Here is a 24,631-nt window from a genome sequence, read left to right as displayed (position 1 = left end):
GACGGTCTACGGCACCTTCAGTCATGTTGGGGGATTGCAGGAGTCTGGTCCGCCAAGACAAAAGGGCTGATTTCTTTTGAGCTCGGTTCAATCCCAGATCGTTCAGAAGGCCTTCGACAGACCGGAAACCGGCGAAACGTTGGGGAACTGAATTCATAACATCGCACATTTGTTTGCAGTTCTAAACTGGGCCTGCCGCCACCCGGAAAAACGGATGGCGGCAGGGTTTTAATTCGTTCTATCTGAACGCACAGCTTATTCGGTGATGAGTGCCCTCAGCATCCAAGCGGACTTTTCGTGGAACGTGATCCGCTCCGTCAAAAGGTCTTCAGTGACAACATCACCGTTGTCGCCCGCGTAAGTCGCCATATCCCGCATCTCCGCGGAGATCGTTTCATGGCTCTCGACAAGGTCGGCAATCATGTCATGGGCGTCCGGCATGCCGCCAGATGGCAACTGGATGGTGAGGTTGAGTTTCCCATCCTGAACGTTTACCGGAGCCCGGTGCCCAAGGGCTCGAATGCGTTCCGCAAGCTCATCGGTGGCCGCAAACATGTCTTCATAATGCTCTTCCGTCAGGTCGTGGATCGACTTGAAGAGCGGGCCGACAACGTTCCAGTGATACAGGTGAGACTTCACCGTCAGCATGTAAGTTTCCGCCAGCATTACCGACAAGTGTTTGGCAAGTTGAGCGCGTACGTCAGCGGAAACGCCGGTTTTGATGGGTTCACTTTTCGGTGTTTCAACCTTCAATACGTTAGACATTTGATTTCCCTTGTAATTTCAGCGCTCTAGACAAGATCGCAGTGGTTCGCCGCATTAGTATTTCTCGGGCGACTCGATGGCACCGATTGTCGGGACCACACCTGCGGTCTGAAGAATTCCAAGACCGGCAAACGTCACAACAGCCAGGAACAGGCTTGCGGCGAGTACTTTTACGACCGGCCGCCCGCGTTCACCCTGACGGGCTTCTTCTGCAGTTCGCTTCGTGTGTTCTGTGACCATTTCGACCACCTCCTAAGCGTGAGTTTCTAGAACGGGCTCGGTGTGTAAATGCAAAGATACGAAAAGCGTTCCGGAAAAAATTTTAAGTTTTTTTGAATTCATATGAAAAAATATATCTAGTTCGCATCGAAAGAAGACGGCATCAGATGCGAATTACACAACATAGACGCCGTCTCATTTAATGGATATACGGAACCGGAAACAACTTCGCGCGTTCTTATATTTAAACGCATGGAGGTTAGATTGAAGAAAAACAGTGTGATTGATGATTTGTTAGATGAAATTACTAGCGCAAATCCTGACCAGCCAGAGTTTCTGCAGGCTATAGACGAGATGGCTCAGTCCATCGGTGGCTGGTACGGAAAGCAAAAAGACTTTCGAAAATCACGAATTTTTCAGCGGCTCGCGGAACCGGATCGCGTCATTTCGTTTCGCGTTTCCTGGCGCGATGACAAAGGCGTGCTCCAGCATAACAGAGGCTGGCGTGTCCAGTTTTCTCATATTCTCGGCCCCTATAAGGGCGGATTACGGTTCGCGCCGAGCGTTACGGAAAGTATTCTGAAGTTTCTCGGCTACGAGCAGATTTTTAAGAACGCCTTGACCGGTCTGCCAATGGGTGGGGCGAAGGGCGGCTCAAACTTCGATCCCAAAGGAAAAAGCCCGGCCGAAATCGAACGTTTCTGCCAATCCTTCATGACGGAGCTATCACGTCATATCGGCCCGGACATCGATGTGCCGGCGGGCGATATCGGCGTAGGTGAACGGGAAATTAGCCTGCTCTACGGCCACTATCTCCGCCTTTCCAACACATGGCATGGCGCTTTGACTGGGAAAGGCTGCAATTTCGGCGGTAGCGCTGTTCGAACGGAAGCGACCGGCTACGGCTGTGTCTACTTTTGCTGTGAGATGCTGTCCCACAACGATATGGAAATCGAGGGCAAGAGGATCGCCATCAGTGGCTCTGGCAACGTCGCGCTTCATGCTGCGGAAAAGGCCATCGATATGGACGCCACGGTATTGAGTGTGAGCGACTCCGATGGGGTGCTGGAATTCAAGGACGGCCTGACTAAAAAAGATCTCGGCAAGGTCAGAAACCTCAAAGGCAAGGGTGGACGCTTGTCGGATCTGTCTATTGGCAAGTTCCACGAAGGCAAAACACCTTGGAACCTTGAATGCGACATCGCCATGCCCTGCGCAACACAGAACGAGTTGGACGAAGATGCGGCCAAAACACTCGTAGAGGCCGGCGTTTCAGCTGTCTGCGAAGGCGCCAACATGCCTTTGACTGCAAAAGCTTCGGAGATCTTTCGACTAAAACGCATCCTCCACGCACCAGGTAAGGCCGCAAACGCGGGTGGTGTCGCCGTCAGTGGTTTGGAGCAGAGCCAAAATGCGATGCGGCAAAGCTGGAGCGCGGAAAAGGTCGACCAGGAGCTTCGGGACATCATGAAGCAGATCCACGGCGAGATCGTTTCTGCAGATACGGGCCAAAAGCAGCTCAGCTACGTCGACGGAGCCAATTTGGCTGCATTCAAACGTGTCGCACATGCGTTTCATTCATTCGGAAGTTTCTGACCCAGTGCGGCTGTGAAAAGGAGAGTGAAAAACAATGACTGAAAAGCACGAACCGTTCAGCAAGGGAGACCGGGTCGCTTGGAACTGGGGTGAGGGTACGGGTGAGGCCACGGTGGTCGACACGCACACGGAGGACATCTGTCTCAACATCAAGGGCACGGATGTGAAGCGGCGCGCGACCCCTGAAGACCCCGCTTACACGCTGCGACAGGATGATGGCGACAGGGTTCTCAAATCCGCGAGTGAACTGACGCTGATCAAGAAAGGAGATGGAAAATGAGCAGCAAGGATCGCCCGAGCATCAAGGACGAAGAAACCTATGACGCCTTGCGGCGTGAGGGCTACGGAAAGTCAAAAGCGGCTCGTATCGCCAACGCACAGGCGAATGAAAACCAATCGCCTTCTGAAAAGGGTGGGTCACAGCGACCCTTTGAGGATTGGACCAAGGAAGAGCTCTACGAGCGGGCGAGAGAACTGGAAATCGAAGGCCGATCAGAAATGTCCAAAGACGAGTTGATTGGCGCCCTTCGGGACTGATTGATGTTTCCAATTGAATTTTCCCAAGTGCTGGGAACTTTTGTCTGACCTCCAAGTTTACAGAGGGTTGGACCTATGCGCTCCAGCCCCAATCGAGCAGCATGGAGCTGCTTGAACACAACATTTCCCACCGGCGGTTCGGGGACATTCCCCGGGTTTTCCGGAGCTAATTGGAGGCATTTCATGGCAACTGCCAAAAGCACTTCCACTTCTTCGACCAAGACTGCAAACGACGCGGTGAATGCCAGTGATATTGAAGCCGACATTCAGCGCATCCGCGAGGACATTGCCGCGCTTGCCGGCTCACTCAAAAATTACGGGTCTGGTAAAAGCCAGGAATACAAATCGCGTGCGACCGCGGCAGGTGAAGATCTAACGCAAATGTCTCAGGACGCGCTCGATGATCTGACCCGTGAATTGAAATCCTATGAGCGGGCCGTGACCGATGAAGTCCGCCGCCACCCCTTGCAATCCCTGGGAATTGCGGCCGGTGTCGGTTTCCTGATTGCAGCTTTGATCCGCCGTTGATCATGCGGTCGGTCCCCCTCGCCTTCTCGGCGGCATCCCGCGACCTGCGCGGGATGGTGCGCCGGACGAAGCGCAACATCGTTATAATGGCGATTGCTGCCGCGTCTTTTGGCACGGCCTATCTGGCCGGTCTTGCCGCACTTGGCATTTATCTTTCTGAACAGCTCGGAGCCTTGAGCGCTGCTTTGGCCATCGCCCTGGGAATGATTGGCGTCGGTCTCGGCCTTCTCATTGTTTTAGCGGTCTTGAAGAAAATCGACGAGCGGCGCAGCGCGAAACGCCGCGCGGCTCAAAGGCTGGCCATAGCAGCAGCAGTTTCAGTCCTCCCACAACTGACCAATCGAAAGAGCATCATCGCCCTTGCCGCATTGGGTGGACTTGCGCTTTTTGCAGCGCGGGGCGGCGGAGATGACGGGACCTGATATGGCACACCACGCTCCACCCGAAGCTCACGCAAATGTATCAGCCTCACCAGTTGGGATTGCAGATCCAGCCACGCGTATGTCCCTTGTCATACTTGCGTGTCTGGCTCTTGTGTTTGCGCTGGATGTGGGCAAGGTCATTCTTGCGCCGGTCTGTTTGTCGATCGTGGTCGGTTCCTTGTTCGGACCTGCGGCGGATCGTCTTGGCCGTCTTGGCATACCGTCATGGGTGTCGGCGGCCTTAATGGTGGTTTTGTTTATCTTGCTCATCACGACCGCCGGCGCAGCATTTATGGTGCCGTTGTCTGACTGGCTCGACAAACTGCCGTTGATCTGGGCCAAGCTGCAAAGCCAGCTCGTTTCCTGGCAGGGGTTGTTTGCCTCCATCAGCAGTCTGCAGGAAGAACTCCGCAATGCGATGGGCCAATCCGGAAACATGCAGGTTAGCGTCGATGAAACGTCGCCGGTGGAGAGCGTTTTCTACTTCGCCCCGACTTTCATGGCACAGATAATATTGTTTCTCGCTAGCCTTTATTTCTTCGTCCTGACCCGGCCGCGAGTTTTCCGATCTACTGTCGATTGGTCAACTCCGGCAACAAAACGGTATCGCATGGCAATTGCGTTTCAACGGATCGAAAAGCGGCTCTCGACTTACCTGTTGTCCATTACTTGCGTGAATGTCGGTCTGGCAGCCGCCGTTTCAGCGGCTCTTTGGCTGATCGGTGTGCCGTCACCGGTCTTGTGGGGCGTTCTGGCGGGTGTGCTTAACTATGTAATTTACATCGGCCCGGCCATCATGGTGCTGATCATGACAGGTGTGGGGCTGTCGATTGGAAACTCAATTCCGGAAATTCTCCTGCCGCCAATGGTCTATCTGCTTATCAATCTTTTTGAGGCGCAGTTCGTCACGCCAACGGTTCTCGGCCGGACAATGACGCTCAACCCATTTCTCGTATTCTTGACAATCGCATTTTGGATTTGGCTTTGGGGTCCAATCGGTGGTTTCATTGCCGTTCCAGCCCTTTTGGCAGGGGTAACGCTATATGAAATTTCGAATGATCCGTCTGAATGACAGGCGGATCGTTAGAATAAAAAAACAGCTGCTCGGACTTTTCCGAGCAGCTGTTTTTTATTCAGTGTGCACGCAAATCAATCTGAGTTTAGCGCAATCATACCATTTGCAAGCGGCCAGCCGATACATGTTGTCTGCTGCATGCTGGACACACAGCGGACCGGGCGTTTGTGAACATCGTCGAGGGAAATCTTCAAGTCACCTTTCCCGCTAGAGAACGTGTCTTGCACCTCCGCAGCTGCAATAACTGGGTTTGTATCAACACCCTCGTCTTCATAAAGGTATTCTGTAGCAGCAAGAGCACTGGTGAATAGAGTTCCCACAATAACCACAGGTGTACTGAGCGTAAGAACTCGCTTGCGAAAAGTAATCATATCACTACCTCCGCTTATTAAACGCACAACTTAAGATAAAGTTTCACTCAGATCACTCTGACACGCCATAAGTGGAAAAGAGGTGATTTATCAAGCGCATATAACTTATGTTAATGCGCGATATGAGGCATTGTGCAACGTTGCTGTCTTGGCAGCGGGCGTATGGCGAGCACATGAATGACCGATGAAATGATAGCATCTGACGTAAAGCCGAGCGGCGCAGCGTTGATTGTTGAAGACAATCCAATCATCGCGCTCGACACCCAAATGATGCTGGAAGAAATCGGCTTTGCGCCTGTGGTTGTGTTGAACAAATTGTCTGATGGATTGGACGCGCTGACAGGCAACCTTTTCAGCTTCGTTATCCTTGACGTGCGTATGGGCGACGAAACGAGCCTAAAATTCGCCCGGCTATTGATTGAACGCGGGACGCGATTTGTTTTCGCCAGCGGCTACGGCGATACTGATACTCTGCCGCATGAGTTCAAAAGCCACGCTCTTCTCAGCAAGCCCTACACAAAGGAACAAATTCTGGAATTGCTGTAGGGGAAAGCTGCTCGGGCCACTATGTTAAATCAACGGCCGGAGTGTTTTGACATCGCGTTCATAGGCAGCAAGATCCTCCAAGCCTTCCCTGTTCAGAATACGGATCCGGTTCTGTTTCCAGCTGAAATAGTTTTCGCTCTGCAATGTTCGGATGGTTCTGTTGGTGTGGACCGGTGTAATACCGAGTGCATCTGAAAGGTGTGCCTGCGTAAAGGGTGCATCAAACGACTGGTTCTGAGCGTATCCGACTGTTTCTGCACGGTCGTGGAGATGCAGGAGCAAATAGGCGAGCCGTTCTTGAGCGTTGCGACGGCCAAGGCTCAGAAGGTGGCCGTCAATCAGCTGTTCTTCGCGCGATGCCATCCAGGTCATGGAAAATGCAAGGCCGGGATAATCCTTGAAAACCGACCAGACCTTGTCCTTTTGAAAGACACACAACGTCGTGTCAGTCAGCGCCGTAACTGTGTGTTGCATTTCATTCAAGACAGCGAGCTGCAGCCCAAGAAGATCGCCTGGCAGGGCGAAATTCAAGACTTGGCGCCGACCATCTGCCAGCGATGTGTGCCGGAAGGCCCACCCTTCAAGGAGGGTGTAGATGTGGGGCGTCTTGTTGTCTTCCAAAATGATGGTTGAACCGGCCTCGACCTGAAGTTCGCCCGTTTTGAATTTGGTGACGAAGTCCAGTTCCTTGTCTTCAAACGGGCGGAAAACGTTCTTTTGCCTGAGGGGGCATGCATGGCACTTTGTTTGAAAATTCATGCTGTCCGTCATTGGTTGGTCTCCGCATCCCGTGGATCGCGCCCCCACACCTTTATGAGCACCTTGACCGGTCATACGGCGCAGTCGGGATTGCGAATAGGTCAGTTAAACACCTGAAGAAACGGTCGGAAAGCATATCCGTTCCAAATTTTTCCGTCAGCAAAGCCCAAAACCTGCTCCATCCGAACCTGATTAAGCCAGGTCTCTTTGGAACCGAATCGATCCTCGCGCGTTAACTGGTCAAATGACGAAAGCGATGATGACAGATATGCGTGAAGACAATGACCATGATGCAGACGCGGTTTTTGCCGAATTGAATTCAGGCGATCGCCGCGTAGGCGTCGAAATCGAATTCGGCGGATTGTCTGCCTCAAAAGCGGCAAAAGTGGTCCACGAAATCGTCGGCGGAGATACCAAGGAAGTAGACGCCCATCGTTATAAAATCCATGGCACGTCTCTCGGCACCGTCACGATCGAGCTTGACAGCAAGTATGTCCATACCAGCAAAGACGATACGGACGCCCAGAAAAAGGCGCGCCAAATCGCTGGTGACCTCGGCACATCAATTGTGCCGACCGAACTCATCACCGCGCCCATCTTCCTATCCGATCTCGGGACCGTGGATACGCTTGTACGGGCCCTCGCGAATGCAGGCGCAATGGGTAATGAGCAGCCACACTTGGCTTGCGGATTGCACCTGAACATCGAATGGAAGAGCGAATCCGTCGAAGCCCTATTGAGGGTCCTGCAGGCTTACCTGCTTATGGCCCCGAAGTTGCGCGAAGAAATTGAGCCGGATCCGACCCGAAAGCTTTTGCCGTTCATTGCAAGGTTCCCGTCTGACTATGAGCGGACTGTTCTTGATCCGGCTTATCAGCCGGACCTGGAAACATTCATACGCGACTATTGCGCAGCCAACCCCAACAAAAACAGGGAGTTGGATCTCCTGCCGCTTCTGGCGTCGCTAAATGCAGGATGCGTGGAGGAGGCGATTGGCAAAGAGCCGAAGGCCGTCCGTCCGGCATTTCATTACCGGCTACCCGACGCACGCATTGGAGACGCCACATGGTCCGTTGCCGAGGAATGGAAACGATGGAAGCGCGTCGAAGAGCTGGCAGCCGACCAGCAGGAACTCATGAACCAATTGGAAAGTTGGCGTGCTGAAAACGAACAGCCGGACGGGCTTCTGGGGGCTGCCAAACGATTGATCAACCGGGTAAAAAGCTCATGAAACCACTCATTGGCGTATCGACATCGGCAACCGGCGGCTGGCGATCCTATCTTGCCATATCTTTCGCGATATGGCGGGCCGGCGGGCAGTCTCGACGGATCACCCCGAAAACCGGGTATTCGATCACTGAGCTGGACGGCGTGATTGCTGGCGGCGGCGATGACATCAGCGCCTCTGTCTATGGTGGGGAATTGCTCCCGAATGTGCGCCTTGATCCGGATCGCGACGCTTTGGAGACAGAGCTCATCCCCGAGGCTGTGAGACTGGAAATCCCGGTACTTGGAATTTGCCGCGGCGCGCAAATGATCAATGTGAGCCAGGGCGGGACGCTGCACACGGATATTTGGGAAGTCTTTGAGACCGCGCCCAAACTTCGCACGGTGTTGCCTCGAAAGGAAATTGGTATTGCCAGTGATGCATGGCTTGCATCTGTCCTTCAAACGCGGCGGTGCCGGGTCAATGCGCTCCATCATCAGTCCATCAAGAAGACAGGGCGTGGTCTGCGGGTTTCAGCCTTGGACGACCACGAGATCGTGCAAGCGATCGAAGCCAGATCCGGAAAACCCGTGATCGGTGTCCAATGGCATCCGGAATTGATGCCGTTCTCGAAGACACAACAACGGTTGTTCCAATGGCTCGTTGAGGCCGCAAAAAATCGGAAAGACACCGGCGAATATTTCGAACTCGCGGCCTGACAGGCGCGCTTGATCTGCCGGCAAACCATCTGAACCGAAACAAACACCTGCCTGGACCAGACCCACTCTGGCCGGGCATAGAAGGAGAATTTAATGACCGATAAGGTTGAAATCCTGGAGAAATCCAAAGTCACTCATGATGTTTGGGCACTCACGACAGCCCGCCCTGATGGGTTCTCATTTGAACCAGGTCAGGCGACCGAAGTGCGGATTGACCGTGAAAAGTGGCGGGAAGAACCGCGGCCATTCACCTTCACTTCCTTGCCGGACGACGACGTTCTGGAATTCACCATCAAAGCATATCGGGACCATGATGGCGTGACCAACAAGCTCGATGATGTAAAAGTTGGCGAGAAACTTCTGATTGATGATCCATGGGGCGCAATCACCTACAAGGGACCAGGGACATTCATTGCAGGTGGTGCGGGAATTACGCCGTTCCTGGCGATCCTCCGGGACCTGAAGCAAAAGGGCCAACTGTCCGGGCATCGGCTGTTGTTCGGCAACAAGACGTCAGATGATATCATCTTGAGGGATGAACTGGATGACATGGCCGGTCTTGAGGTCATTTATGCGCTGAGCGACGAGAGCAAAGACGGCATGCGTGAAGGGCATTTCGACAAAGCCGCGTTGAAGGACATTCTCGGGACCACGGATCAAATGTTCTATGTCTGCGGTCCGCAGAAAATGGTCGACGCTGTAATCGAAAACTTGAAAACACTCGGCGTCTCCGCCGACATGATCGTCACGGAAGACTGATGTCTGGTCAGGCATGTGCGTGGACTGCAGGCGAAAGGTCGGGCAAAAGCCCCAACGTTTTATGCGCAAAAAGGATGTCCTTCTGCTGTAGCCGAGGCAACTAAACCTCGCAGAATCTGCGCACAAAGAAGTCTGCAAACGCTAACACTGACTAAGCATTGGCGAGCTCGGTCTAAACGCAGATCCTGGCATTTGCGAGTGGGACTGTGTCAAACAGAGCTTGCCGGAACCGCGCCTTCTACGATGCACAGTCCCGGCAAATGTTTTCAGCAACACTCAGGCCCAGCTTGAGCTATGCGTTGATAGTTTCCAGCACACGATCCGGCGTGAACGGCATATGCCGCAAACGCCGCCCGGTTGCCCGGTGGAAGGCATTGGCAATCGCGGCCGACACCATCGGCGTGCCCACCTCCCCAACCCCGATCGGCGGGGCGTCGACCTCGGCCATATAGATCTCGATCGGAGGGATTTGGTTGGCCCGCGCAATCTCGTAATCCCAGTAGTTGTTCTGCACGACTTCGCCATTTTCGATATCGATTTTTTCGCGCAACGCCATTGAGATGCCGAAAATGATGCCGCCTTCGATCTGGTTATGCGCGTTGTCCGGAGAGACAATGAGACCCGCGTCGACCGCAGCCCAGAAGTGTTTCACGGCAATATCGCCCGTGGATTGATCCACTTCGATCTCGGCGACACCCGCGGCCATCGAAGAACTGTAGCCGGCAAAGGACAGTCCGAGGGCACGGCCATCCTGATTGGACCAGTTCGACATCTCGGCGACTTTTTCCAGAAGATGGCGGCCCCGCGCATTGTCAGCCACAAGATCCATCCGGAAGTCGAGTGGATCGCGGCCTGCTTGCTCCGCGAGTTCATCCATGAAGGCTTCGGCGGCAAAGCTGGTATAGGCTGCCCCGATCCCCCGGTAAGGTGCCAGACGCGCCTGCCGCGGCGTGATGATGTGATCGGCCCGGAAATCCTTGATCCCGTAGAACTTGCTCTCCGCACCGCGCATGGAGATCACATCATTTGGTTTGACCGCATCCCAGCGCACCGGGTTGAAAAACCCTATCACCGTTGGCGTTGCCACCTTGTGATGCCAGCCATCCAGTTTCCCGTCGGCCGTGAGGCCTGCCTCCAGCCTTTGGGCAGCCGCGGGACGGAATGTACCGTTCTTGACATCATCTTCCCGGGTCCAGATAACTTTCACCGGACGTCCAACCGCCTTTGAGCTGAGCACGGCGTCGCGCACATAGTCTTGCGCGAAGGCAGTCCGCCGGCCGAAGCTGCCGCCCATGGTCATCATGTTGAGCCGCACCTTGTCTTGCTCGATGCCCAGGACGTCCATCACCGTTCGGGTTGTCCAGGACTGGGTTTGGGTCCCGGCCCAGACTTCGGCTCCCTGACCGTCAGGATCAACACTTGCGACGGCAGCCATCGGTTCGATCTGCGCATGATAGGCGTAGTCCGACAGATAGAGCTGGCTATAGGTCTGATTTGCAGCTGCAATGGCTGCTGGCGCATTTCCTTTTTCCGCCCAGACAGCCTGTTCGGCCTCGGGATCTCCCGCAGCTTCGGCGTAAAGCCGGAGCGTTTCTTCGCTGTTGAAGGCTCGCGCCGGTGCGTCCTCGCTCCAGGTCACCTCCAACATGGACCGCGCGCCCAAGGAACTCCACAAGCTCTCTGCGACGACCGACACGCCATCCGGCAGCGCGACGACATCCAGAACCCCCGGAACGGCACGCGCTTGCGTGTCGTTGATGGTCAAGGGGCGCTCGCCCTCCACTGGGGCTCGCAAGACCGTGGCATACGCCATGTCCGGCAGATCCACATCGATGGCAAAGACCGCCTTTCCAGTTGACTTTGCCACCACATCCCGACGCGGCACATCATGCCCGATGATCCGGAACTCGGATAGATCCTTCAGCTTGACCGCATCGGCTTCCGGGACAGACGTGCCGTCTGCACCGCGGGCGACCAGCTCGCCGTAGCCAAGGCGGGTGCCATCCGGCGCCACAACGGCGCTCGGCTCGGTCCGCAGTTCTTCTTTTGAAACGCCAAGCTCGCGCGCGGCAATCTGCAGAAGGACGTCGCGCGCTTGCGCACCGGCGCGGCGCATCGGGTCAAAATAGGCCTGCACACCCGTGCTGCCGGCCGTATAAAGCACATTGCCGAACAGGGGATTGCCGAACCGGCGGTCATCAGCATTCAGTTGTTCGATGACCACATCATCCCAATTGGCATCAAGTTCTTCTGCCAGGATTTGCGGTAGGGTCGAGTAGCTGCTTTGGCCCATTTCCGTTGACGGAAAGACGATGGAAATCGTGCCGTCGGGCCTGATTGTCAGCCAATGATTGACATCCAGAGACGACCCGGCGGAGGTGGCCGCACGCACCGCGGACACACCGCTCAGGTCGATGGCAAAGGATAGTCCAGCGGCCATTTGCACGAACCGTCGGCGGGATATGGTCAGAGCTTCATTCGCCTTGGTCATGATCAAGCCTCCTTCGCAGCACGTTCGACAGCTTTGAAGATGCGGTTGTAGGTCCCGCACCGGCACAGGTTCGCGCTCATCGTGTCGACGATTTCTTCGCGGCTTGGCTGCGGGTTTTCCGCAAGCAGGGCAGCCGCGCGCATGATCTGGCCGGACTGGCAGTAGCCACACTGGGGAACCTGCTCTTCGACCCAGGCCTTCTGGAGAGGATGCGATCCATCTTCGGACAGACCCTCGATCGTGGTGACCTCAGCCCCTTCAACATCGGCAAGCGACATTTGACAAGAGAACATGGCTTCTCCGTCGACGTGGACAGTACAGGCACCGCACATCGCTGCGCCGCAGCCGTATTTGGTCCCTTTCAGATTTGCCGTATCGCGCAGGATCAGAAGCAGTATTTCTTCAGGCGGATTGGTGTACTCAACGGGACGACCGTTCAGGATAAACTTTGTCATTCCAAAATCTCCTAGATTGGCTGCGGTGTTGCGGACTGGGGCACGACAAAATGCCGGACCACGGGACCGCTTTCGCGGATATCGAATGTGCGCACGCTTTGCTGCAAGTCAGCATCATGACGCGTTACGCGGGCGTGTTGTTCCAGGTGCTCGGCCCAACTCGGCAGATGGAAGCTTTCGATCCAAATCTCCGGGTCCTCCACGCTCTGGTGTAGATCCCATCGCGTGGCCCCATTGCGTAGGCGCTCTTTTGCAAAGTTTTGAAGGGCGGCTGTAAAACCGGCACGATCCGCCTCGGCGATTCGGTATTCAACCGTGACCATGGCAGGCTGATCCACCGAACTGCCGGGATCCAAGGCTGGAGCCTGCGGCCAGACGTTGGCGGACGACAGATCCAGGGATTCGGCCTGTCCGACCTCCACCTTGCGCGTCAGGATCATTCCGGCGATCAATCCTGTCGCCGCGATAAGCAGCGTGATCGGTACCGAAGTCGCAGTCGCAATCTGTCCCCACAGAATGGACCCCAGGGCCATGGACCCGAAGAACCCCATCAGAAAAACGGCGAGACCACGGGCACGGACCCAGTCAGGCAATGCCAATTGGGCAGACACGTTGAACGAGGTGAGCACGGCAATCCAGCTGAGACCACCAAGGAAAGCCGCAGCCATCAGGGCGAAGGATTCTGCCGACAATGCGAGTACTGCAAGGGCAGCCGCTGTACCGAGCGTGCCGAGCTGCACTGTCTGATTGGATGTTAGTTTGCCCGTCAAACGCGGTAGAAACAGGGCACCGGTGACAGCTCCTGCACCGATCAAGGCCATAAGCATTCCGTAGAGTTCTGATCCCCCGTCAGCCACACCCCGAGCGATGAGCGGCAACAGGGACCAATACGCCGATGCGAACACAAAGAAGGCGACCGCACGGACTAGAGTGGCGAGCATCGGGCCGTTGTACCGGACATGACGCAGGCCGGTCACCATTTCGGACAGAATGGATCCGTGATGGGTTCGTTTGGGCGCAGCTTCGGGCCGCCAGAAAACAAGAGCCGCGATGATCACCAGATGTGTGGCCGCATTCAGTGCGAAAGGTGCCGCCAGACCAACCCCGGCGATCAGGATACCGGCCAGCGCCGGGCCGATGGCCCGGCTGATGTTGATACCCATGGAGTTAAGTGCGATCGCTGGCTTAAGGGTTTCGCGCGGGATGAGTTGCGGCACGACCGCCTGCCAGGCCGGTGCCATAAAGGCCGCGCCGGTGCCGATCACAAAGGTGAACACAATCAACAAAACGGGCGTCATCTGCTCTTGCCACACAAGCAAGGCAAGCACGGAAATTACTCCGAAAAGCCCGAGGTTGATCGTAATCAGCATACGCCGTTTGTCCAGCCGGTCTGCCAAGGCACCTGCCAGTAAAGCAAACAGAAAAAACGGCAGCGTCGTCGCCGCTTGCACCAGTGTGACAACCGCAGGGCTGGAATTCAGCGTCGTCATCAACCAGCCAGCTCCGACATCGTGCATCCAGGTGCCGATGTTTGAGATCAAGGTGGCGACCCAGAGCAACGCAAAAGCACGATACCCAAATGGTGACCATGCAGATACGACCGGTTTGGCATCAGTGAGTGTTGACATGGCAAGCGGCCTGTTCCTGTTAAACGCTTGAGAACTTCGGTTTTCTAGATGCTCGCAATCGGCTTACTGCGTTGCCGATCCGCTTCTGATCACCTCTGACAAAACACGGACCCGCATACCCGGGCGCAAGACCCCCGCACTGTTTTCCAGAGTGGTCCAAACGCGTATTGTCCCAGTATCAGGATCCACCCAGACGGCTGTCGCGGTGGGAGTAAGACCGCGGGCTAGAAGTTCCCCATCAGTCGTCATGACTTGCAAACGGACACTTTGAAGAAATTCATCCGCGGTAGACGCCCCGGTTTCCTTCATTTGGCGCAAGCGGATTTCGTATGGAACTTCGTAAACAATCCGAACCGGGTCTAAATTCACGATTTGAAAGATCGGTGGGTCTCCAGAGCTGAACTCCAACAACGCGCCCACCCGAACTCTTGGATCTTCAACGAAGCCGGCTATTGGCGCTCGGATCACGGTATCGTCGAGCGCCGTACGAGCAAGTGAAAGCTCCGCGCTTTCAGCGCGTTGAGCCGCTTCGGCCAACACGAGATCCGTCTTCGCTTCCGTGAGTGCAACATCTGATGCAGTTCCGGATGTCGTAAGGCGTTGTATTCTCGCCAACCTACCGTGGGCCTGCTCAGACAGCGCATTCGCCCGCGCAAGCCTGGCTTGTGACACAGCAACCTTCAGCCTCGGCACATCTTGCTGCAGTCGGGCAAGTACCGTTCCTGCATCCACAAAATCCCCTTGCGATACCAGTACTTCGGCAACGATCCCTTCGACGCGGCTGTAGACGTCCGCTTGATGAACAGCCTCGACCTGACCATCGAACTCGAGCGTTTCAGCATCCGCAGACACCATAAAGCCAATGGTGCAGAGCCCTGCCAGTAACAGAGCTCGAGCCTTTCCCATTCTATGCATCCGAAAAACAGCCATGATTTTTCGCTCTCCCACACCGAAAGCCTATTCCGCAGCGACAAGCGACGACCCGCTTAACCGACTTTTGGGCGCCCCTGGCGCACCGAAGACGGGGACGGGTGACCAGTCGGGCAGTTCTGGAAGCGGCGCCGGAGCGTGGTCGGCAAACGGACCTTTAGCGTGGACGATCTTGCCGCCCGAGAAGGTCATGTCAGCTTCGATTTCAATGATCTCGTCTTCCGGGATCGCGAAATAGTCACGATCCAGAACGGCAATATCGGCAAACTGACCGGCCTTGATCTGGCCTTTCTTGCCCTGCTCGCGGCTGAACCATGCCCCGGCCGCAGTCCAGTGCTGAAGCGCATCCTGCCGCGAAAAGCGGTTTTGGGCCTGCCAGATAACATCGCCGCCACGGCCCTTTCCGGACACGGCCCAGTGGATCGCAAGCCACGGATTATAAGACGACACCCGCGTCGCGTCGGTGCCTGCCGCAAGCGGCGCCCCGGAGGCCATCATCTTCTTGACCGGCATGACATCATTCAGTGCAGCTTCACCATAGCGGTCGCGATAAGCCGTGGCCTGGAACGCGATCCGGTTCTGGTAACTGATCCCGCCGCCCAAACGCGTCACCCACTCCATGGTGCTTTCTGAAATGGTCTCACCGTGATCGAAGATCCAGTTGAGCTCCTCAAGACCTTTGTCACGACCGACCTCTTCCAAAATGGTCAGCAGGCGATGTGCACTCTCTTCGTAAGTGCAGTGGAAGCGAATTGGCCAACCGTTCTCCAGGAGAAATTCCAGTACCGGCCGCAGATCCCCCTCCATGCGTTTCGGCAATTCGGGGCGCGGGTAGGAAAAGTCTTCGAAATCGTAGGCCGATGCCACGAGCATTTCGCCCGCACCGACGCATTTTAGATAGTCGTTGCCCTGGTCCGGTTTGACAATGTCGTTCCAGCGCTTGAAATCGTCGAGCTCAAACAGCGGCCGCTGCGCAAACAGCTGATACCCAATGCGCACGGTCTGTTCACCGCGTTTGTTCAGCTCGGAGATAACGCCGTAATCATCCGGGTAATTCAAAAAGCCGCCGGCACAGTCGAGTGCCGAGGTCAGGCCAAGCCCGTTCAGGGCCCGGAAATAGTGCTTGGTCGACGTGATCTGCTGCTCGAAGTCGAGCTTCGGCGCCATGTCGAGCAAAGCGTAAAGCGGCTGCGCGTTCGGGCGCGCCATGGCCAGGCCCGTAGGGTTGCCCTGATCGTCCCGCTCCAAACGGCCGGAGACGAATGGTTCATAAAAATGCTTGTCGATGCCGAGGGCACGCAGCGCCGCCTTGTTGAGCCACGCCCGGTCATAAAGGTGCAGAACATAAACGGGCACTTCCGGCGCGACCGCATTGATCTCGTCGATGGTCGGAAGGCGCTTTTCAGCGAATTGATCGGCCGACCAACCACCGACCACCCGGATCCACTGGCCTGCAGGCGTGCGTTGCGCCTGGGCTTTGAGCATCGCCAGGCCATCAGCCAGGGACGGCACGTGGTCCCAGCGCAACTCCATCGCAAAGTTGTTACCCTGACGGATGATGTGGGTGTGGCTGTCGATCAGGCCGGGGATGACACGCTGGCCATTCAGGTCGATCACCTCGGTTCCGGCGCTCTTCAGCCGCAGGATATCGGCATCGCTGCCAACCTCCAGGATCAATCCATCCTTGAGAGCGATGGCAGTTGCCTCCGGTTGTTCCGGATCCATCGTCGTGACCTTGCCGTTAAAGAGGATCATGTCCGCCATCACCACACCTTTCGAAAACTATTATGAGAGAAGACCGTCCCGGCATCCGCCGGGACGGAAAAGACTTGCCGGATTACTCGGCCGCGATTTGCGTGGCCGCCGGAACAGGCGATTGTGTCTCGCCGGTGTGCGAGGTGCGAGAGGGCGCTTTGTGCACCATGGTGTAGGCGTAATCGACGCCCATGCCGTAGGCGCCAGAGTGCTGTTGGACGGTTGCAATGACGGCGTCATAGGTGTCACGACGGGCCCAGTCACGTTGCCATTCCAGAAGCACTTGCTGCCATGTCACCGGGATAACGCCAGCCTGCACCATGCGGTCCATGGCATACTTGTGGGCATCTTCACTGGTGCCACCGGACGCGTCAGCAACCATGTAGATTTCGTAGTCCGTGTCAGCCATGCAGCTTAGCGAGAAGGTAAGATTGCAAACCTCGGTCCAAAGACCGGAGACGACGATCTTCTTTCGGCCTTTGGCGGCGTTTTCTGCCAGAGCATCCCGCACTTTTTGATCGTCCCAGGAATTCATCGATGTCCGCTCGAGCAGCGGCGCATCCGGGAACACATCAAGCAACTCTGGATACGTGTGACCGGAAAAGGAGTCCGTTTCGACGGTGGTGATGATGGTCGGGACATCGAAAATCTTTGCCGATTTTGCCAGCGCAACTGTGTTATTTTTCAAAACCTGTCGATCGATCGATTGCACACCAAATGCCATCTGCGGCTGGTGGTCGATGAAGATCAACTGGCTGTTTTCCGGGGTTAGAACCTGAAGCTTAGACATAGAAACACTCCGTTAGTTTGGTCAGGATTGGCTTTCACGTTTATCGTCGCTGGAAGCGTCGCGATCCGCGACGGAAAAGCTCTTCGTGTGAAGACAGTTTGACAGGATATCGTTGTGGCCGCGTACCCACTGGACGGCGGCCTCGCCTGCCAGCATGCCCAGGAGGCCAAGCAGGGCGATGATGGGTGGGGCGGGAGAGCGCACGGCAATAAGGCCGTAGATCACGCCGATTCCGATGCCAGCGGCCAGTGACAGGACATAAGGTTGCCAGGTCATTCGCATTGTTCTCCTGAAACGGGCAGCTGAAAGCTGGAAACCCTGTTTTTCACGTAATTGTACGTACTCGCCTGGGGCATAAGTGGAGCGCTATCTTTTCTGGACAAAGCAGAAGATTTGGGCTTACAGTTTAGTTTAACTAACCCATGAAAGCCGCCGCCATGCCGCTGAGCCGTTTGCCTTCCCTGTCCAGTCTGCGCGCCTTTGAGGCTGCGGCCCGCCGGGGATCTTTCAAGGCCGCGGCCGCCGAGCTTCATGTGACGGCGGGAGCAGTTAGCCAGCAAATCAAAGGACTTGAGGCGGATCTTGGGGTGATCCTGTTCACCCGCAAGATCAGGGCGGTTCATCTCACACCCCATGGTCAAGCGCTGCAACCGGTCCTGAGCGATGCCTTTTTGGCGATACGCCAGGCGGTCGACGCGATCCGTCCCGGCAAGACGCCCCCGCGCCTGCGCATCAATTCCAGCGGGCCGATCATCGGCAAATGGCTGTTGCCCCGACTGCATCGATTCACCGAGTTCAGACCCGATACTTTCGTGAACATCGAGACTGAAGGGGGTGTGAACGCGATGACCGAGGACGGACCGGACATCGTCATCCGCTACGCTCATGCGGCTCCTAGCGATCTTTACAGCATCAAGTTGCACACTGAACTTCTGATCCCCGTTGCCAGCCCGCAACTTCTCGCAGCGCGTGGCATTCGCAGCCCGGAGGATCTGCACAAAGCGCCCATTTTGCATGTTGCAAACCCGATGCGGATGCGCCAGCGGCCGGCCTGGGCACGCTGGTCCGACGTTGCTGGCCTTGCCGACCAATCGACCCGGCAAGACTCGGTAATGTTCGAACCTCTTGCTGCCGACCAGGTGGTCGACGCCGCGGCTTCTGGTGTCGGCATCGCGCTGGCCCAATCCCTGCTTGCCCACGGCGCGCTGTCCGATGGACGGCTGACCTGCCCCTTCGGACCGGTCATACCCTCGGGACTGTCTTATTATCTGTGCTGCCGGCCTGGCCGGGAAAGCACCCCCGACGTAGCCGCCTTTTTCGATTGGGCAATGCACGAAGCCGCCGTTTTGACAACGCTGAACGCCCTGCATTCTGGATCTTGACCGCATCAGTCTGCAAAGCCTCGCACCAGTGCTGCCAGTTCACTGTCACGCAACTCATGTCCGCCGTCATGAACATCAGTCTCGACATCGGCGCCTGCGCGTTGCAGGTCTTCGATCAGGTGCGCGCTTTTTGGCCAAGGCGTGATCGGGTCGTTCCGGCCTGCAGTCAACACGACCTTGCGCCCCGATAAATCAAGGTCTTGCGGCATCTCCCAAGTGACCAGTGGGTGCAGAAGGCCCACACGGTTAAACAAGTATGGCTGCTTCAGAAAGACAGCCGCCAAAATGTTGGCACCGTTGGAGTATCCGAACCCATAGGCTGGACTGTCCGGGTAAACGGCACGGTGAGCCGATATGAAATCCGCCATCTTCGCTGTCGCGCGAGACAGGTCCTCACTGTCGTAGACGCCCTCGGCCGTGCGTTTGAAAAAGCGTGCTGCGCCTCGTTCAGAGACATCACCGCGTGGTGAGACAACGCCGGCTCCAGGGGCCAGCTGGGTAGCAAGCTGAAACAGCTGCCGCTCGTCACCACCTGTGCCGTGGAAAGCAAAAATCAGCGGACGGCCCGGCTCGGGTGCCTTGGTCAAGGTTTCATAGAGATTGGTCAACATTCTTCGTCTCCGGTCACTGATCAAGCGGCGGCAACTGCGCCTCGATCTGCGCACGATGAGGTTCGTACCGTGTGGGCAATTTCAGTGCTTCACCGAGGTGAGCGGTGTCCTCGTCCCGGTCAAAACCAGGTTCATTTGTGGCCACTTCAAACAGGACGCCGCCGGGGGTGCGGAAGTAAATTGCCCAGAAGTAATCGCGATCGATCACCGGTGTGACCTGATAACCGGTGTCCATGAGCGCCTTGCGAACAGCCAGCTGTGCATCTCGGTCTTCCACGGCAAACGCAATGTGGTGAACAGAGCCTGCCCCCTGACGGGCTGGGGCGGCTTGCGGGGCTTCCTCCAGATCGATGGTCCGGGCGGCATTGCCGTTCTCGATCCGGTACCGCGTGACCGCGCCTTCGGTTTCATCCTTCTGGTAGCCCATGAAGCTCAGCAGCTCGCCAGTGGCCGCTGCATCACGTAGACAGAACCGCGCGCCGTGAAAGCCAAGAATGCCGACATCCTGTGCAACGCCTTCGCCAGTCCAGGGAACGCGCCCCTCATCCTCCGTTTCAACCAATGCGAAGCTGTCCCCGTCCGGCCCTGAAAACGTCAGCCGGTCTTCATTGAGAAAGCGTTCTTTCCGCAGGTCGGAAACGCCATGAGACGCCAGCCGGTCCGTCCAGAAGCCTAGTGATCCGCGGGGTACTGCAAATTCTGTCACACCGACTTCACCAATGCCGCGGGTGCCGGTCGGCATCTGGCCAAACGGGAAGTAGGTCATTACCGAGCCCGGCGTCCCGGTCTCATCGCCGTAATACAAATGGTAGACGTCGGGCGCGTCGAAGTTCACGGTCTTCTTGACGCGGCGCAGTCCCAAGGCCTTTGTGAAGAAATCATTGTTCTTCTGGGCGTCCGCAGCCATCGACGTGATGTGGTGGAGCCCCTTGATGAGCTTGTCCATGCCAGTCTCGCAGTTTTGTTTCCTGTGTCAGGATCAAAAATAGGAGACGGCCAACTTGATGAGAATGATAATAGATTTGCATTTACTGTTGCATTAATGGCAATAAAAAGCATGCAAGAGCTCAAACCAATCCGTGTCTTTCTGGAAGTTGCAAGGCTTCAAAGCTTCGCAGCCGCCTCCAAAACACTTGGCATGACGCCCGCCTCAGTCACCCGGGTCATCGCGCGGCTGGAGCAGGATCTGGGTCACCAGCTTTTGGTGCGCACCACGCGCAAGGTGGCGCTAACATCTGTCGGCGCGACGGTTGCCGCCCGGTACCAGCCGGTGGTGGAGTCGTTTGATCGTATTCAGCGTGATCTGGAGCGGGAGATGCAACCGCATCGCGGCCGTTTGTCGGTCAACGCACCGATGTCTTTCGGATTGCGCCTGCTCCCCGGTCTCTTGGACAGCTTTAAGCTGGCCTATCCGAACATCGATCTGACTGTGATGCTGACGGATACGCTGGTTGATGTTGTTGCCGAGGAGTGCGATCTGGCAATCCGCTTGTCGGAACCGCCCCGGGACAAATCAACCATATGGCGGAAGATCTGCGAGGTGCCGAGATGCGCCGTCGCGTCCCCTGATTTCTTGGAACGCGTCGGCAGGCCCGAGGCCCCAGAAGATTTGACACCCGAGATGTGCCTATCCTACGGCGCTGGACAGGAACTGGAGACCTGGCGATTTCAAAAAGGTGGCCTGAAACGGACAACCCTGACAGGAGCCGGCATGCACTCCAATAATGGAGACTTTCTCTATGCCATGGCCCGCTCAGGCGCCGGAATTACGGTTTTGCCGGAGTTTATCGTTGCGGACGGCCTGCGCAGCGGAGAGGTCGAGAGGGTATTGCCAGACTGGTCCTTGCCGTCGCTTTGGCTGTCGCTCTACTATCCGCCCTATGAAGCGCTGCCGCCGCTGGTCGCCACCTTCACGGACTTTTTCGAAGCCTTCCTGGACGATCGTGACGGTTTTGATTTCAGTGGTGTTTAATTGGTCTCATTAACGGCCGGGGCAAATCGTTGGCTGATACGTGGTGTCCCGACCGCATGCTACCCACCCCATACAACAGCATCTTCATGTCTCTTGATGAGATGGCGCAAGTCCTTGAAACCGCTCGCGATGTGCTGCGCATACTTGTCGACCGCCGGAAGATAGGGCGCATCCGCCGGGCGTAGGATTCCAAGTGCGCGATCAGGATGCGGGATCTTGAAGGGCAGCGCAGTCAAAGTGCGGTCTTTCCTATAAGCAAAGACAACGCTGTGCGGCAGAACCGTCAAGGCGTTTGTGCGTGTCATATAGTTGATCACGCTTGCAAGAGACCCGCCAGAATAGCGGATCTTGATTTCCGTTGCACCCAGCGACAACAGAATGGAATGCAAGTCCGCGTAAAGCGGGCTGCCTTCCGGCGGAGCCACCCAGGGGTACTCCAGCAACTCTCGAGCAGTCGGCTTGCGCTTGTTCAAAAGCGGATGCAACACACTGCAGGCAACCACATTGCGCCCTGGCAGGATTTCTTCAAAAACCAGACCCGACCCTTCGCCCAGTATGTCGATCGGACAGATGGCAAGATCTATGCGGTCGGCGTGGATCGCCTCCCGCAGGTCTCTGACATACCCGTAACTCTGGTCGACCCGGATCTCGGGAAGGGAGTTTTGGAACTCGGCGGTCATGCTTGAAATCAGCGCATCCATGAAAAACGGTGTTCCGCCCACGCGCACGCTGCCGGCCTTGCCTTCGCGGAAAAACTGAACGGTTTCTGAGGCTTTGCGCGAGGCCGCCAGCATCGCGTTGCCCTGATCCGCCAAAGCCCGGGCCAAAGGCGTTGGCTGCAGTGGGCGCTGCCCTTTGAAGAAGAGCGGTTCGCCAAGGCGTTTTTCCAGCGTTGAAAGGGTTCTGGAGACCGCAGGCTGTGTCATCCCGAGGAGGTCTGCTCCCCCGGTGACGCTGCCCGTTTGAACCACTGCAGCCAACTGAATGAGATGTCGCTCATCTAACTTCATAGCAATTTGTTATAAAGAAGCGCTCACAAATCATCAACCGTTCTGGTTCGCCCGATAAGCTTCTCTCAAGGTCAGTTAACGACCGGTGGGAGGAACCATGGCTGGCATGTCTGACATTGCCTTTTTCCAGGCCGATGCATCGGACCGTCTGTTCGCAGAGCGGATCAGCGGTGCCGCAGATGAGCGGCTCGCAGTTGTGCTGTGCAAGGTCGCCGAACATGTCCATGCCGTAATTCGCGAAACACGCCCATCCTTGAGTGACTGGCGCGCGGCCATAGAGTTCCTGACCGAAGTGGGTCATCTGTGCGATGAGCGCCGCCAGGAATGGGTCCTTGTGTCGGATTTGCTCGGAACGTCGACCCTTGTAGATGCGCTCAACTCGGACCGCCCGGAGCAAGCCACGCCAAACACAATGCGCGGGCCGTTCTATCGAGGTGATGTCCCCTTGATGGAACATGGCGACAACATCAGCCTGGACGGAATTGGAAATGCCGTCGCCGTAACGATCAGCATTCTAGATCTCAACGGAACACCGATTCCAGACGCACGCCTGGAAACCTGGCAAGCCAATGCTCAAGGGTTTTATGAAAACCAGCAGCCGGATCTGCAACCTGAACACAATCTGCGCGGTCATTTCCTTTCCGGCGACGATGGCAAGGTGTCTTATCTCACGATTCGGCCGTCCGGCTACGATGTGCCAAAGGACGGTCCGCTCGGCGATCTTCTTGAAAAATTGGGAGCGCCGCTGTGCCGGCCCGCGCACATCTATTTTCAGGTATCAGCGGACGGCTACGAAACGCTGACCACCCAAATCTTCGATGGGGACGACCCTAATCTTGGAACCGATCCCCTCTTCAGCGTCAAGCCTGGCCTGATTGGCTGCTTCAAGCCCGATGCCACAGGCAAGGCCGCTTTGCGTCTCGACGTTGAATTTCGTCTTAATCCTTTGCCGCAGGAGCTGTGCTCATGACCCGGGCCTTCACCTATCGGGGCAGCGCAGCCCACATAGTCTTTGGCGCAGGAAGACGAGCCGAAACAGGCGCCTGGCTCGAGAAACTCGGCTGCTCGAACGCTCTGGTTATATCGACACCCAACCAGAAGAGCGATGCCACACATTTGTCCGATCTACTGGGAAGCTTGAGCGCAGGCGTCTTTTCAAAGGCCACCATGCACACCCCTGTCGACGTGACCGATGAGGCAATGGAGGCGGTCAAATCGACCGGTGCTGATTGTGTCGTGTCTCTTGGCGGCGGATCTACAACCGGCCTTGGCAAGGCGATTGCGTACAGGACCGACTTGCCGCAAGTGGTGATCCCGACAACCTATGCCGGATCGGAGGTTACACCGATCCTGGGGCAGACCGAAGGCGGGCGGAAAACGACCGTCCGGGGGGACAGCATCCTGCCGGAAGTGGTGATCTATGACCCTGAGCTGACCATGGGCCTTCCGCTTGGTATGAGCCTGACAAGCGGCCTGAACGCCATGGCCCACGCAGCTGAAGCTCTTTATGCGCAAGACCGCAATCCGGTCTCCAGCCTGATGGCTGCCGAGGGATTGGGCGCCTTCAAGCGGTCCTTGCCCGCACTCGTTGCCGATAGTTCGGATGCAGAGGCCCGCGCGGATGCGCTTTATGGCGCCTGGCTGTGCGGCACCGTGCTTGGCACTGTCGGCATGGCGCTGCATCACAAGATTTGCCACACCCTCGGCGGCAGTTTTGATACCCCGCATGCCGAGACCCACGCGATCATGCTGCCGCACACCGTTGGCTTTAATGCCAGCGCGATGACCGCCGAACTTCAACCGGTTGCCGATCTGTTCGGCGCAACACCGGGGGCTGGTCTTTTTGACTTTTCAAAGGAAATCGGTGCCCCACAGGCGCTCAAGGACCTCGGCTTAACCGAGGCCGATCTGGACCGGGCATCTGATATCGCGACAGAGAACCCGTACTGGAACCCGCGCCCCATCGACCGGGAATCCATTCGCCGTCTGCTTCAGGATGCCTGGGAGGGATCCCGTCCGGCACTTTAACCCTGTTGTTCTGGGAGGAGATTTCATGACTGACCGATACGGATCTTTACGGCCTTCCGAAGCTGATCGGAAGATC

At 56.6% G+C, this 24,631-nt stretch carries 28 protein-coding genes; 14 read left to right on the top strand and 14 right to left on the bottom strand.

Going from position 1 to position 24,631, the window contains the following annotated elements; translation table 11 throughout:
• Positions 1-255: 255 nt before the first annotated feature.
• On the bottom strand, positions 256-765 hold the full coding sequence (locus tag AC0J4F_RS06480; RefSeq protein ID WP_209176282.1) for a Dps family protein: 510 nt from the start codon (positions 763-765) through the stop codon (positions 256-258).
• Positions 766-819: 54 nt separating this feature from the next.
• The gene (locus tag AC0J4F_RS06475) at positions 820-1,005 is read right to left on the bottom strand and encodes a hypothetical protein (protein WP_133952502.1); all 186 of its coding nucleotides are present in this window, start codon (positions 1,003-1,005) and stop codon (positions 820-822) included.
• Between the two features lie 231 nt (positions 1,006-1,236).
• Here AC0J4F_RS06475 and gdhA point away from each other — a divergent pair, with 231 nt between their 5' ends.
• The 6 genes from gdhA (at position 1,237) to AC0J4F_RS06445 (ending at position 5,139) form a co-directional block, all read left to right on the top strand.
• The gene (gdhA, locus tag AC0J4F_RS06470; protein WP_473025754.1) at positions 1,237-2,580 is read left to right on the top strand and encodes an NADP-specific glutamate dehydrogenase; all 1,344 of its coding nucleotides are present in this window, start codon (positions 1,237-1,239) and stop codon (positions 2,578-2,580) included.
• A gap of 34 nt (positions 2,581-2,614) precedes the next feature.
• On the top strand, positions 2,615-2,860 hold the full coding sequence (locus tag AC0J4F_RS06465) for a hypervirulence associated TUDOR domain-containing protein (protein WP_133952504.1): 246 nt from the start codon (positions 2,615-2,617) through the stop codon (positions 2,858-2,860).
• A complete protein-coding gene (locus AC0J4F_RS06460) occupies positions 2,857-3,117 on the top strand; it encodes a DUF7218 family protein (RefSeq protein ID WP_473025753.1) in 261 nt (86 codons plus the stop codon). Before AC0J4F_RS06465 ends, AC0J4F_RS06460 begins: the two co-directional genes overlap by 4 nt.
• A 183-nt stretch (positions 3,118-3,300) precedes the next feature.
• Positions 3,301-3,645, top strand: coding sequence for an ElaB/YgaM/YqjD family protein (locus AC0J4F_RS06455; protein ID WP_473025751.1), 345 nt, complete (start codon positions 3,301-3,303; stop codon positions 3,643-3,645).
• A gap of 2 nt (positions 3,646-3,647) precedes the next feature.
• Complete coding sequence (locus AC0J4F_RS06450) at positions 3,648-4,067, top strand: hypothetical protein (RefSeq protein WP_473025750.1); 420 nt, start codon at positions 3,648-3,650, stop codon at positions 4,065-4,067.
• The gene (locus AC0J4F_RS06445; RefSeq protein ID WP_473025749.1) at positions 4,054-5,139 is read left to right on the top strand and encodes an AI-2E family transporter; all 1,086 of its coding nucleotides are present in this window, start codon (positions 4,054-4,056) and stop codon (positions 5,137-5,139) included. Before AC0J4F_RS06450 ends, AC0J4F_RS06445 begins: the two co-directional genes overlap by 14 nt.
• 77 nt (positions 5,140-5,216) lie before the next feature.
• Here AC0J4F_RS06445 and AC0J4F_RS06440 read toward each other — a convergent pair whose 3' ends face one another.
• Positions 5,217-5,513, bottom strand: coding sequence for a hypothetical protein (locus tag AC0J4F_RS06440; RefSeq protein ID WP_473025748.1), 297 nt, complete (start codon positions 5,511-5,513; stop codon positions 5,217-5,219).
• A gap of 177 nt (positions 5,514-5,690) precedes the next feature.
• Here AC0J4F_RS06440 and AC0J4F_RS06435 point away from each other — a divergent pair, with 177 nt between their 5' ends.
• Entirely contained in the window at positions 5,691-6,059 is a 369-nt protein-coding gene (locus tag AC0J4F_RS06435; RefSeq protein ID WP_209176290.1) for a response regulator, read from the top strand.
• 24 nt (positions 6,060-6,083) lie between these two features.
• Here the strand turns inward: AC0J4F_RS06435 and AC0J4F_RS06430 are convergent, their stop codons facing one another.
• Entirely contained in the window at positions 6,084-6,830 is a 747-nt protein-coding gene (locus AC0J4F_RS06430; protein WP_409686739.1) for a Crp/Fnr family transcriptional regulator, read from the bottom strand.
• 256 nt (positions 6,831-7,086) lie between these two features.
• Here AC0J4F_RS06430 and AC0J4F_RS06425 point away from each other — a divergent pair, with 256 nt between their 5' ends.
• The 3 genes from AC0J4F_RS06425 to AC0J4F_RS06415 all read left to right on the top strand — a co-directional run bounded on the left by AC0J4F_RS06425 (position 7,087) and on the right by AC0J4F_RS06415 (position 9,503).
• Positions 7,087-8,049 carry an amidoligase family protein gene (locus AC0J4F_RS06425; RefSeq protein WP_473025747.1) on the top strand — a complete coding sequence of 321 codons (963 nt, stop codon included), beginning with the start codon at positions 7,087-7,089 and terminating at the stop codon, positions 8,047-8,049.
• The gene (locus tag AC0J4F_RS06420; protein WP_133952512.1) at positions 8,046-8,744 is read left to right on the top strand and encodes a gamma-glutamyl-gamma-aminobutyrate hydrolase family protein; all 699 of its coding nucleotides are present in this window, start codon (positions 8,046-8,048) and stop codon (positions 8,742-8,744) included. The genes AC0J4F_RS06425 and AC0J4F_RS06420 overlap by 4 nt, the downstream gene beginning before the upstream one ends.
• Positions 8,745-8,837: 93 nt before the next feature.
• A complete protein-coding gene (locus AC0J4F_RS06415; RefSeq protein WP_133952513.1) occupies positions 8,838-9,503 on the top strand; it encodes an FAD-binding oxidoreductase in 666 nt (221 codons plus the stop codon).
• A gap of 292 nt (positions 9,504-9,795) precedes the next feature.
• Here the strand turns inward: AC0J4F_RS06415 and AC0J4F_RS06410 are convergent, their stop codons facing one another.
• The 7 genes from AC0J4F_RS06410 to AC0J4F_RS06380 all read right to left on the bottom strand — a co-directional run bounded on the left by AC0J4F_RS06410 (position 9,796) and on the right by AC0J4F_RS06380 (position 17,828).
• Complete coding sequence (locus AC0J4F_RS06410) at positions 9,796-11,994, bottom strand: molybdopterin cofactor-binding domain-containing protein (protein WP_209002579.1); 2,199 nt, start codon at positions 11,992-11,994, stop codon at positions 9,796-9,798.
• Positions 11,995-11,996: 2 nt separating this feature from the next.
• The gene (locus tag AC0J4F_RS06405) at positions 11,997-12,449 is read right to left on the bottom strand and encodes a (2Fe-2S)-binding protein (protein WP_473025745.1); all 453 of its coding nucleotides are present in this window, start codon (positions 12,447-12,449) and stop codon (positions 11,997-11,999) included.
• Positions 12,450-12,460: 11 nt separating this feature from the next.
• Complete coding sequence (locus tag AC0J4F_RS06400) at positions 12,461-14,077, bottom strand: MFS transporter (protein WP_473025744.1); 1,617 nt, start codon at positions 14,075-14,077, stop codon at positions 12,461-12,463.
• A 63-nt stretch (positions 14,078-14,140) separates the two neighbouring features.
• A complete protein-coding gene (locus AC0J4F_RS06395) occupies positions 14,141-14,983 on the bottom strand; it encodes an efflux RND transporter periplasmic adaptor subunit (protein ID WP_473025743.1) in 843 nt (280 codons plus the stop codon).
• 51 nt (positions 14,984-15,034) lie between these two features.
• Positions 15,035-16,771, bottom strand: a complete 1,737-nt coding sequence (locus tag AC0J4F_RS06390) for an amidohydrolase (protein WP_473025742.1) — start codon at positions 16,769-16,771, stop codon at positions 15,035-15,037.
• A 73-nt stretch (positions 16,772-16,844) separates the two neighbouring features.
• Positions 16,845-17,552: a hydrolase gene (locus tag AC0J4F_RS06385; RefSeq protein WP_133952518.1), complete on the bottom strand. Its 708-nt coding sequence runs from the start codon at positions 17,550-17,552 to the stop codon at positions 16,845-16,847.
• Between the two features lie 21 nt (positions 17,553-17,573).
• Positions 17,574-17,828, bottom strand: coding sequence for a DUF1427 family protein (locus tag AC0J4F_RS06380; protein ID WP_133952519.1), 255 nt, complete (start codon positions 17,826-17,828; stop codon positions 17,574-17,576).
• Between the two features lie 146 nt (positions 17,829-17,974).
• Between AC0J4F_RS06380 and AC0J4F_RS06375 the strand changes: the two genes are divergently transcribed.
• Positions 17,975-18,934: a LysR substrate-binding domain-containing protein gene (locus AC0J4F_RS06375; protein ID WP_473025741.1), complete on the top strand. Its 960-nt coding sequence runs from the start codon at positions 17,975-17,977 to the stop codon at positions 18,932-18,934.
• Between the two features lie 5 nt (positions 18,935-18,939).
• Here the strand turns inward: AC0J4F_RS06375 and AC0J4F_RS06370 are convergent, their stop codons facing one another.
• Positions 18,940-19,545 carry an alpha/beta hydrolase gene (locus AC0J4F_RS06370; RefSeq protein WP_473025740.1) on the bottom strand — a complete coding sequence of 202 codons (606 nt, stop codon included), beginning with the start codon at positions 19,543-19,545 and terminating at the stop codon, positions 18,940-18,942.
• 13 nt (positions 19,546-19,558) lie between these two features.
• Entirely contained in the window at positions 19,559-20,491 is a 933-nt protein-coding gene (locus tag AC0J4F_RS06365) for a ring-cleaving dioxygenase (protein ID WP_133952522.1), read from the bottom strand.
• 111 nt (positions 20,492-20,602) lie between these two features.
• Here AC0J4F_RS06365 and AC0J4F_RS06360 point away from each other — a divergent pair, with 111 nt between their 5' ends.
• Positions 20,603-21,517 (top strand): LysR family transcriptional regulator, encoded by a 915-nt coding sequence (locus AC0J4F_RS06360; RefSeq protein WP_473025739.1) that lies wholly within the window; start codon positions 20,603-20,605, stop codon positions 21,515-21,517.
• Between the two features lie 59 nt (positions 21,518-21,576).
• Here AC0J4F_RS06360 and AC0J4F_RS06355 read toward each other — a convergent pair whose 3' ends face one another.
• Positions 21,577-22,527, bottom strand: a complete 951-nt coding sequence (locus tag AC0J4F_RS06355) for a LysR family transcriptional regulator (RefSeq protein ID WP_133952524.1) — start codon at positions 22,525-22,527, stop codon at positions 21,577-21,579.
• A gap of 97 nt (positions 22,528-22,624) precedes the next feature.
• On the opposite strand from AC0J4F_RS06355, the gene AC0J4F_RS06350 reads away from it, so the two are divergent.
• Positions 22,625-23,497 carry a dioxygenase family protein gene (locus AC0J4F_RS06350; protein ID WP_473025738.1) on the top strand — a complete coding sequence of 291 codons (873 nt, stop codon included), beginning with the start codon at positions 22,625-22,627 and terminating at the stop codon, positions 23,495-23,497.
• Complete coding sequence (locus AC0J4F_RS06345; protein ID WP_473025737.1) at positions 23,494-24,555, top strand: maleylacetate reductase; 1,062 nt, start codon at positions 23,494-23,496, stop codon at positions 24,553-24,555. Before AC0J4F_RS06350 ends, AC0J4F_RS06345 begins: the two co-directional genes overlap by 4 nt.
• Positions 24,556-24,631 lie beyond the last annotated feature (76 nt).

The organism is Roseibium sp. R5 (assembly GCF_055755305.1).
Note: the sequence above shows the minus strand (reverse complement) of the source record. Positions and strands in the feature narration are given on the sequence as shown.

What these genes read in the sequence shown, in the direction of transcription:
- AC0J4F_RS06480 (WP_209176282.1), bottom strand. Translation starts at nt 765, where the DNA reads ATGTCTAACGTATTGAAGGTTGAAACACCGAAAAGTGAACCCATCAAA.
- AC0J4F_RS06475 (WP_133952502.1), bottom strand. Translation starts at nt 1,005, where the DNA reads ATGGTCACAGAACACACGAAGCGAACTGCAGAAGAAGCCCGTCAGGGT.
- gdhA (WP_473025754.1), top strand. Translation starts at nt 1,237, where the DNA reads ATGGAGGTTAGATTGAAGAAAAACAGTGTGATTGATGATTTGTTAGAT.
- AC0J4F_RS06465 (WP_133952504.1), top strand. Translation starts at nt 2,615, where the DNA reads ATGACTGAAAAGCACGAACCGTTCAGCAAGGGAGACCGGGTCGCTTGG.
- AC0J4F_RS06460 (WP_473025753.1), top strand. Translation starts at nt 2,857, where the DNA reads ATGAGCAGCAAGGATCGCCCGAGCATCAAGGACGAAGAAACCTATGAC.
- AC0J4F_RS06455 (WP_473025751.1), top strand. Translation starts at nt 3,301, where the DNA reads ATGGCAACTGCCAAAAGCACTTCCACTTCTTCGACCAAGACTGCAAAC.
- AC0J4F_RS06450 (WP_473025750.1), top strand. Translation starts at nt 3,648, where the DNA reads ATGCGGTCGGTCCCCCTCGCCTTCTCGGCGGCATCCCGCGACCTGCGC.
- AC0J4F_RS06445 (WP_473025749.1), top strand. Translation starts at nt 4,054, where the DNA reads ATGACGGGACCTGATATGGCACACCACGCTCCACCCGAAGCTCACGCA.
- AC0J4F_RS06440 (WP_473025748.1), bottom strand. Translation starts at nt 5,513, where the DNA reads ATGATTACTTTTCGCAAGCGAGTTCTTACGCTCAGTACACCTGTGGTT.
- AC0J4F_RS06435 (WP_209176290.1), top strand. Translation starts at nt 5,691, where the DNA reads ATGACCGATGAAATGATAGCATCTGACGTAAAGCCGAGCGGCGCAGCG.
- AC0J4F_RS06430 (WP_409686739.1), bottom strand. Translation starts at nt 6,830, where the DNA reads ATGACGGACAGCATGAATTTTCAAACAAAGTGCCATGCATGCCCCCTC.
- AC0J4F_RS06425 (WP_473025747.1), top strand. Translation starts at nt 7,087, where the DNA reads ATGCGTGAAGACAATGACCATGATGCAGACGCGGTTTTTGCCGAATTG.
- AC0J4F_RS06420 (WP_133952512.1), top strand. Translation starts at nt 8,046, where the DNA reads ATGAAACCACTCATTGGCGTATCGACATCGGCAACCGGCGGCTGGCGA.
- AC0J4F_RS06415 (WP_133952513.1), top strand. Translation starts at nt 8,838, where the DNA reads ATGACCGATAAGGTTGAAATCCTGGAGAAATCCAAAGTCACTCATGAT.
- AC0J4F_RS06410 (WP_209002579.1), bottom strand. Translation starts at nt 11,994, where the DNA reads ATGACCAAGGCGAATGAAGCTCTGACCATATCCCGCCGACGGTTCGTG.
- AC0J4F_RS06405 (WP_473025745.1), bottom strand. Translation starts at nt 12,449, where the DNA reads ATGACAAAGTTTATCCTGAACGGTCGTCCCGTTGAGTACACCAATCCG.
- AC0J4F_RS06400 (WP_473025744.1), bottom strand. Translation starts at nt 14,077, where the DNA reads ATGTCAACACTCACTGATGCCAAACCGGTCGTATCTGCATGGTCACCA.
- AC0J4F_RS06395 (WP_473025743.1), bottom strand. Translation starts at nt 14,983, where the DNA reads ATGGGAAAGGCTCGAGCTCTGTTACTGGCAGGGCTCTGCACCATTGGC.
- AC0J4F_RS06390 (WP_473025742.1), bottom strand. Translation starts at nt 16,771, where the DNA reads ATGGCGGACATGATCCTCTTTAACGGCAAGGTCACGACGATGGATCCG.
- AC0J4F_RS06385 (WP_133952518.1), bottom strand. Translation starts at nt 17,552, where the DNA reads ATGTCTAAGCTTCAGGTTCTAACCCCGGAAAACAGCCAGTTGATCTTC.
- AC0J4F_RS06380 (WP_133952519.1), bottom strand. Translation starts at nt 17,828, where the DNA reads ATGACCTGGCAACCTTATGTCCTGTCACTGGCCGCTGGCATCGGAATC.
- AC0J4F_RS06375 (WP_473025741.1), top strand. Translation starts at nt 17,975, where the DNA reads ATGAAAGCCGCCGCCATGCCGCTGAGCCGTTTGCCTTCCCTGTCCAGT.
- AC0J4F_RS06370 (WP_473025740.1), bottom strand. Translation starts at nt 19,545, where the DNA reads ATGTTGACCAATCTCTATGAAACCTTGACCAAGGCACCCGAGCCGGGC.
- AC0J4F_RS06365 (WP_133952522.1), bottom strand. Translation starts at nt 20,491, where the DNA reads ATGGACAAGCTCATCAAGGGGCTCCACCACATCACGTCGATGGCTGCG.
- AC0J4F_RS06360 (WP_473025739.1), top strand. Translation starts at nt 20,603, where the DNA reads ATGCAAGAGCTCAAACCAATCCGTGTCTTTCTGGAAGTTGCAAGGCTT.
- AC0J4F_RS06355 (WP_133952524.1), bottom strand. Translation starts at nt 22,527, where the DNA reads ATGAAGTTAGATGAGCGACATCTCATTCAGTTGGCTGCAGTGGTTCAA.
- AC0J4F_RS06350 (WP_473025738.1), top strand. Translation starts at nt 22,625, where the DNA reads ATGGCTGGCATGTCTGACATTGCCTTTTTCCAGGCCGATGCATCGGAC.
- AC0J4F_RS06345 (WP_473025737.1), top strand. Translation starts at nt 23,494, where the DNA reads ATGACCCGGGCCTTCACCTATCGGGGCAGCGCAGCCCACATAGTCTTT.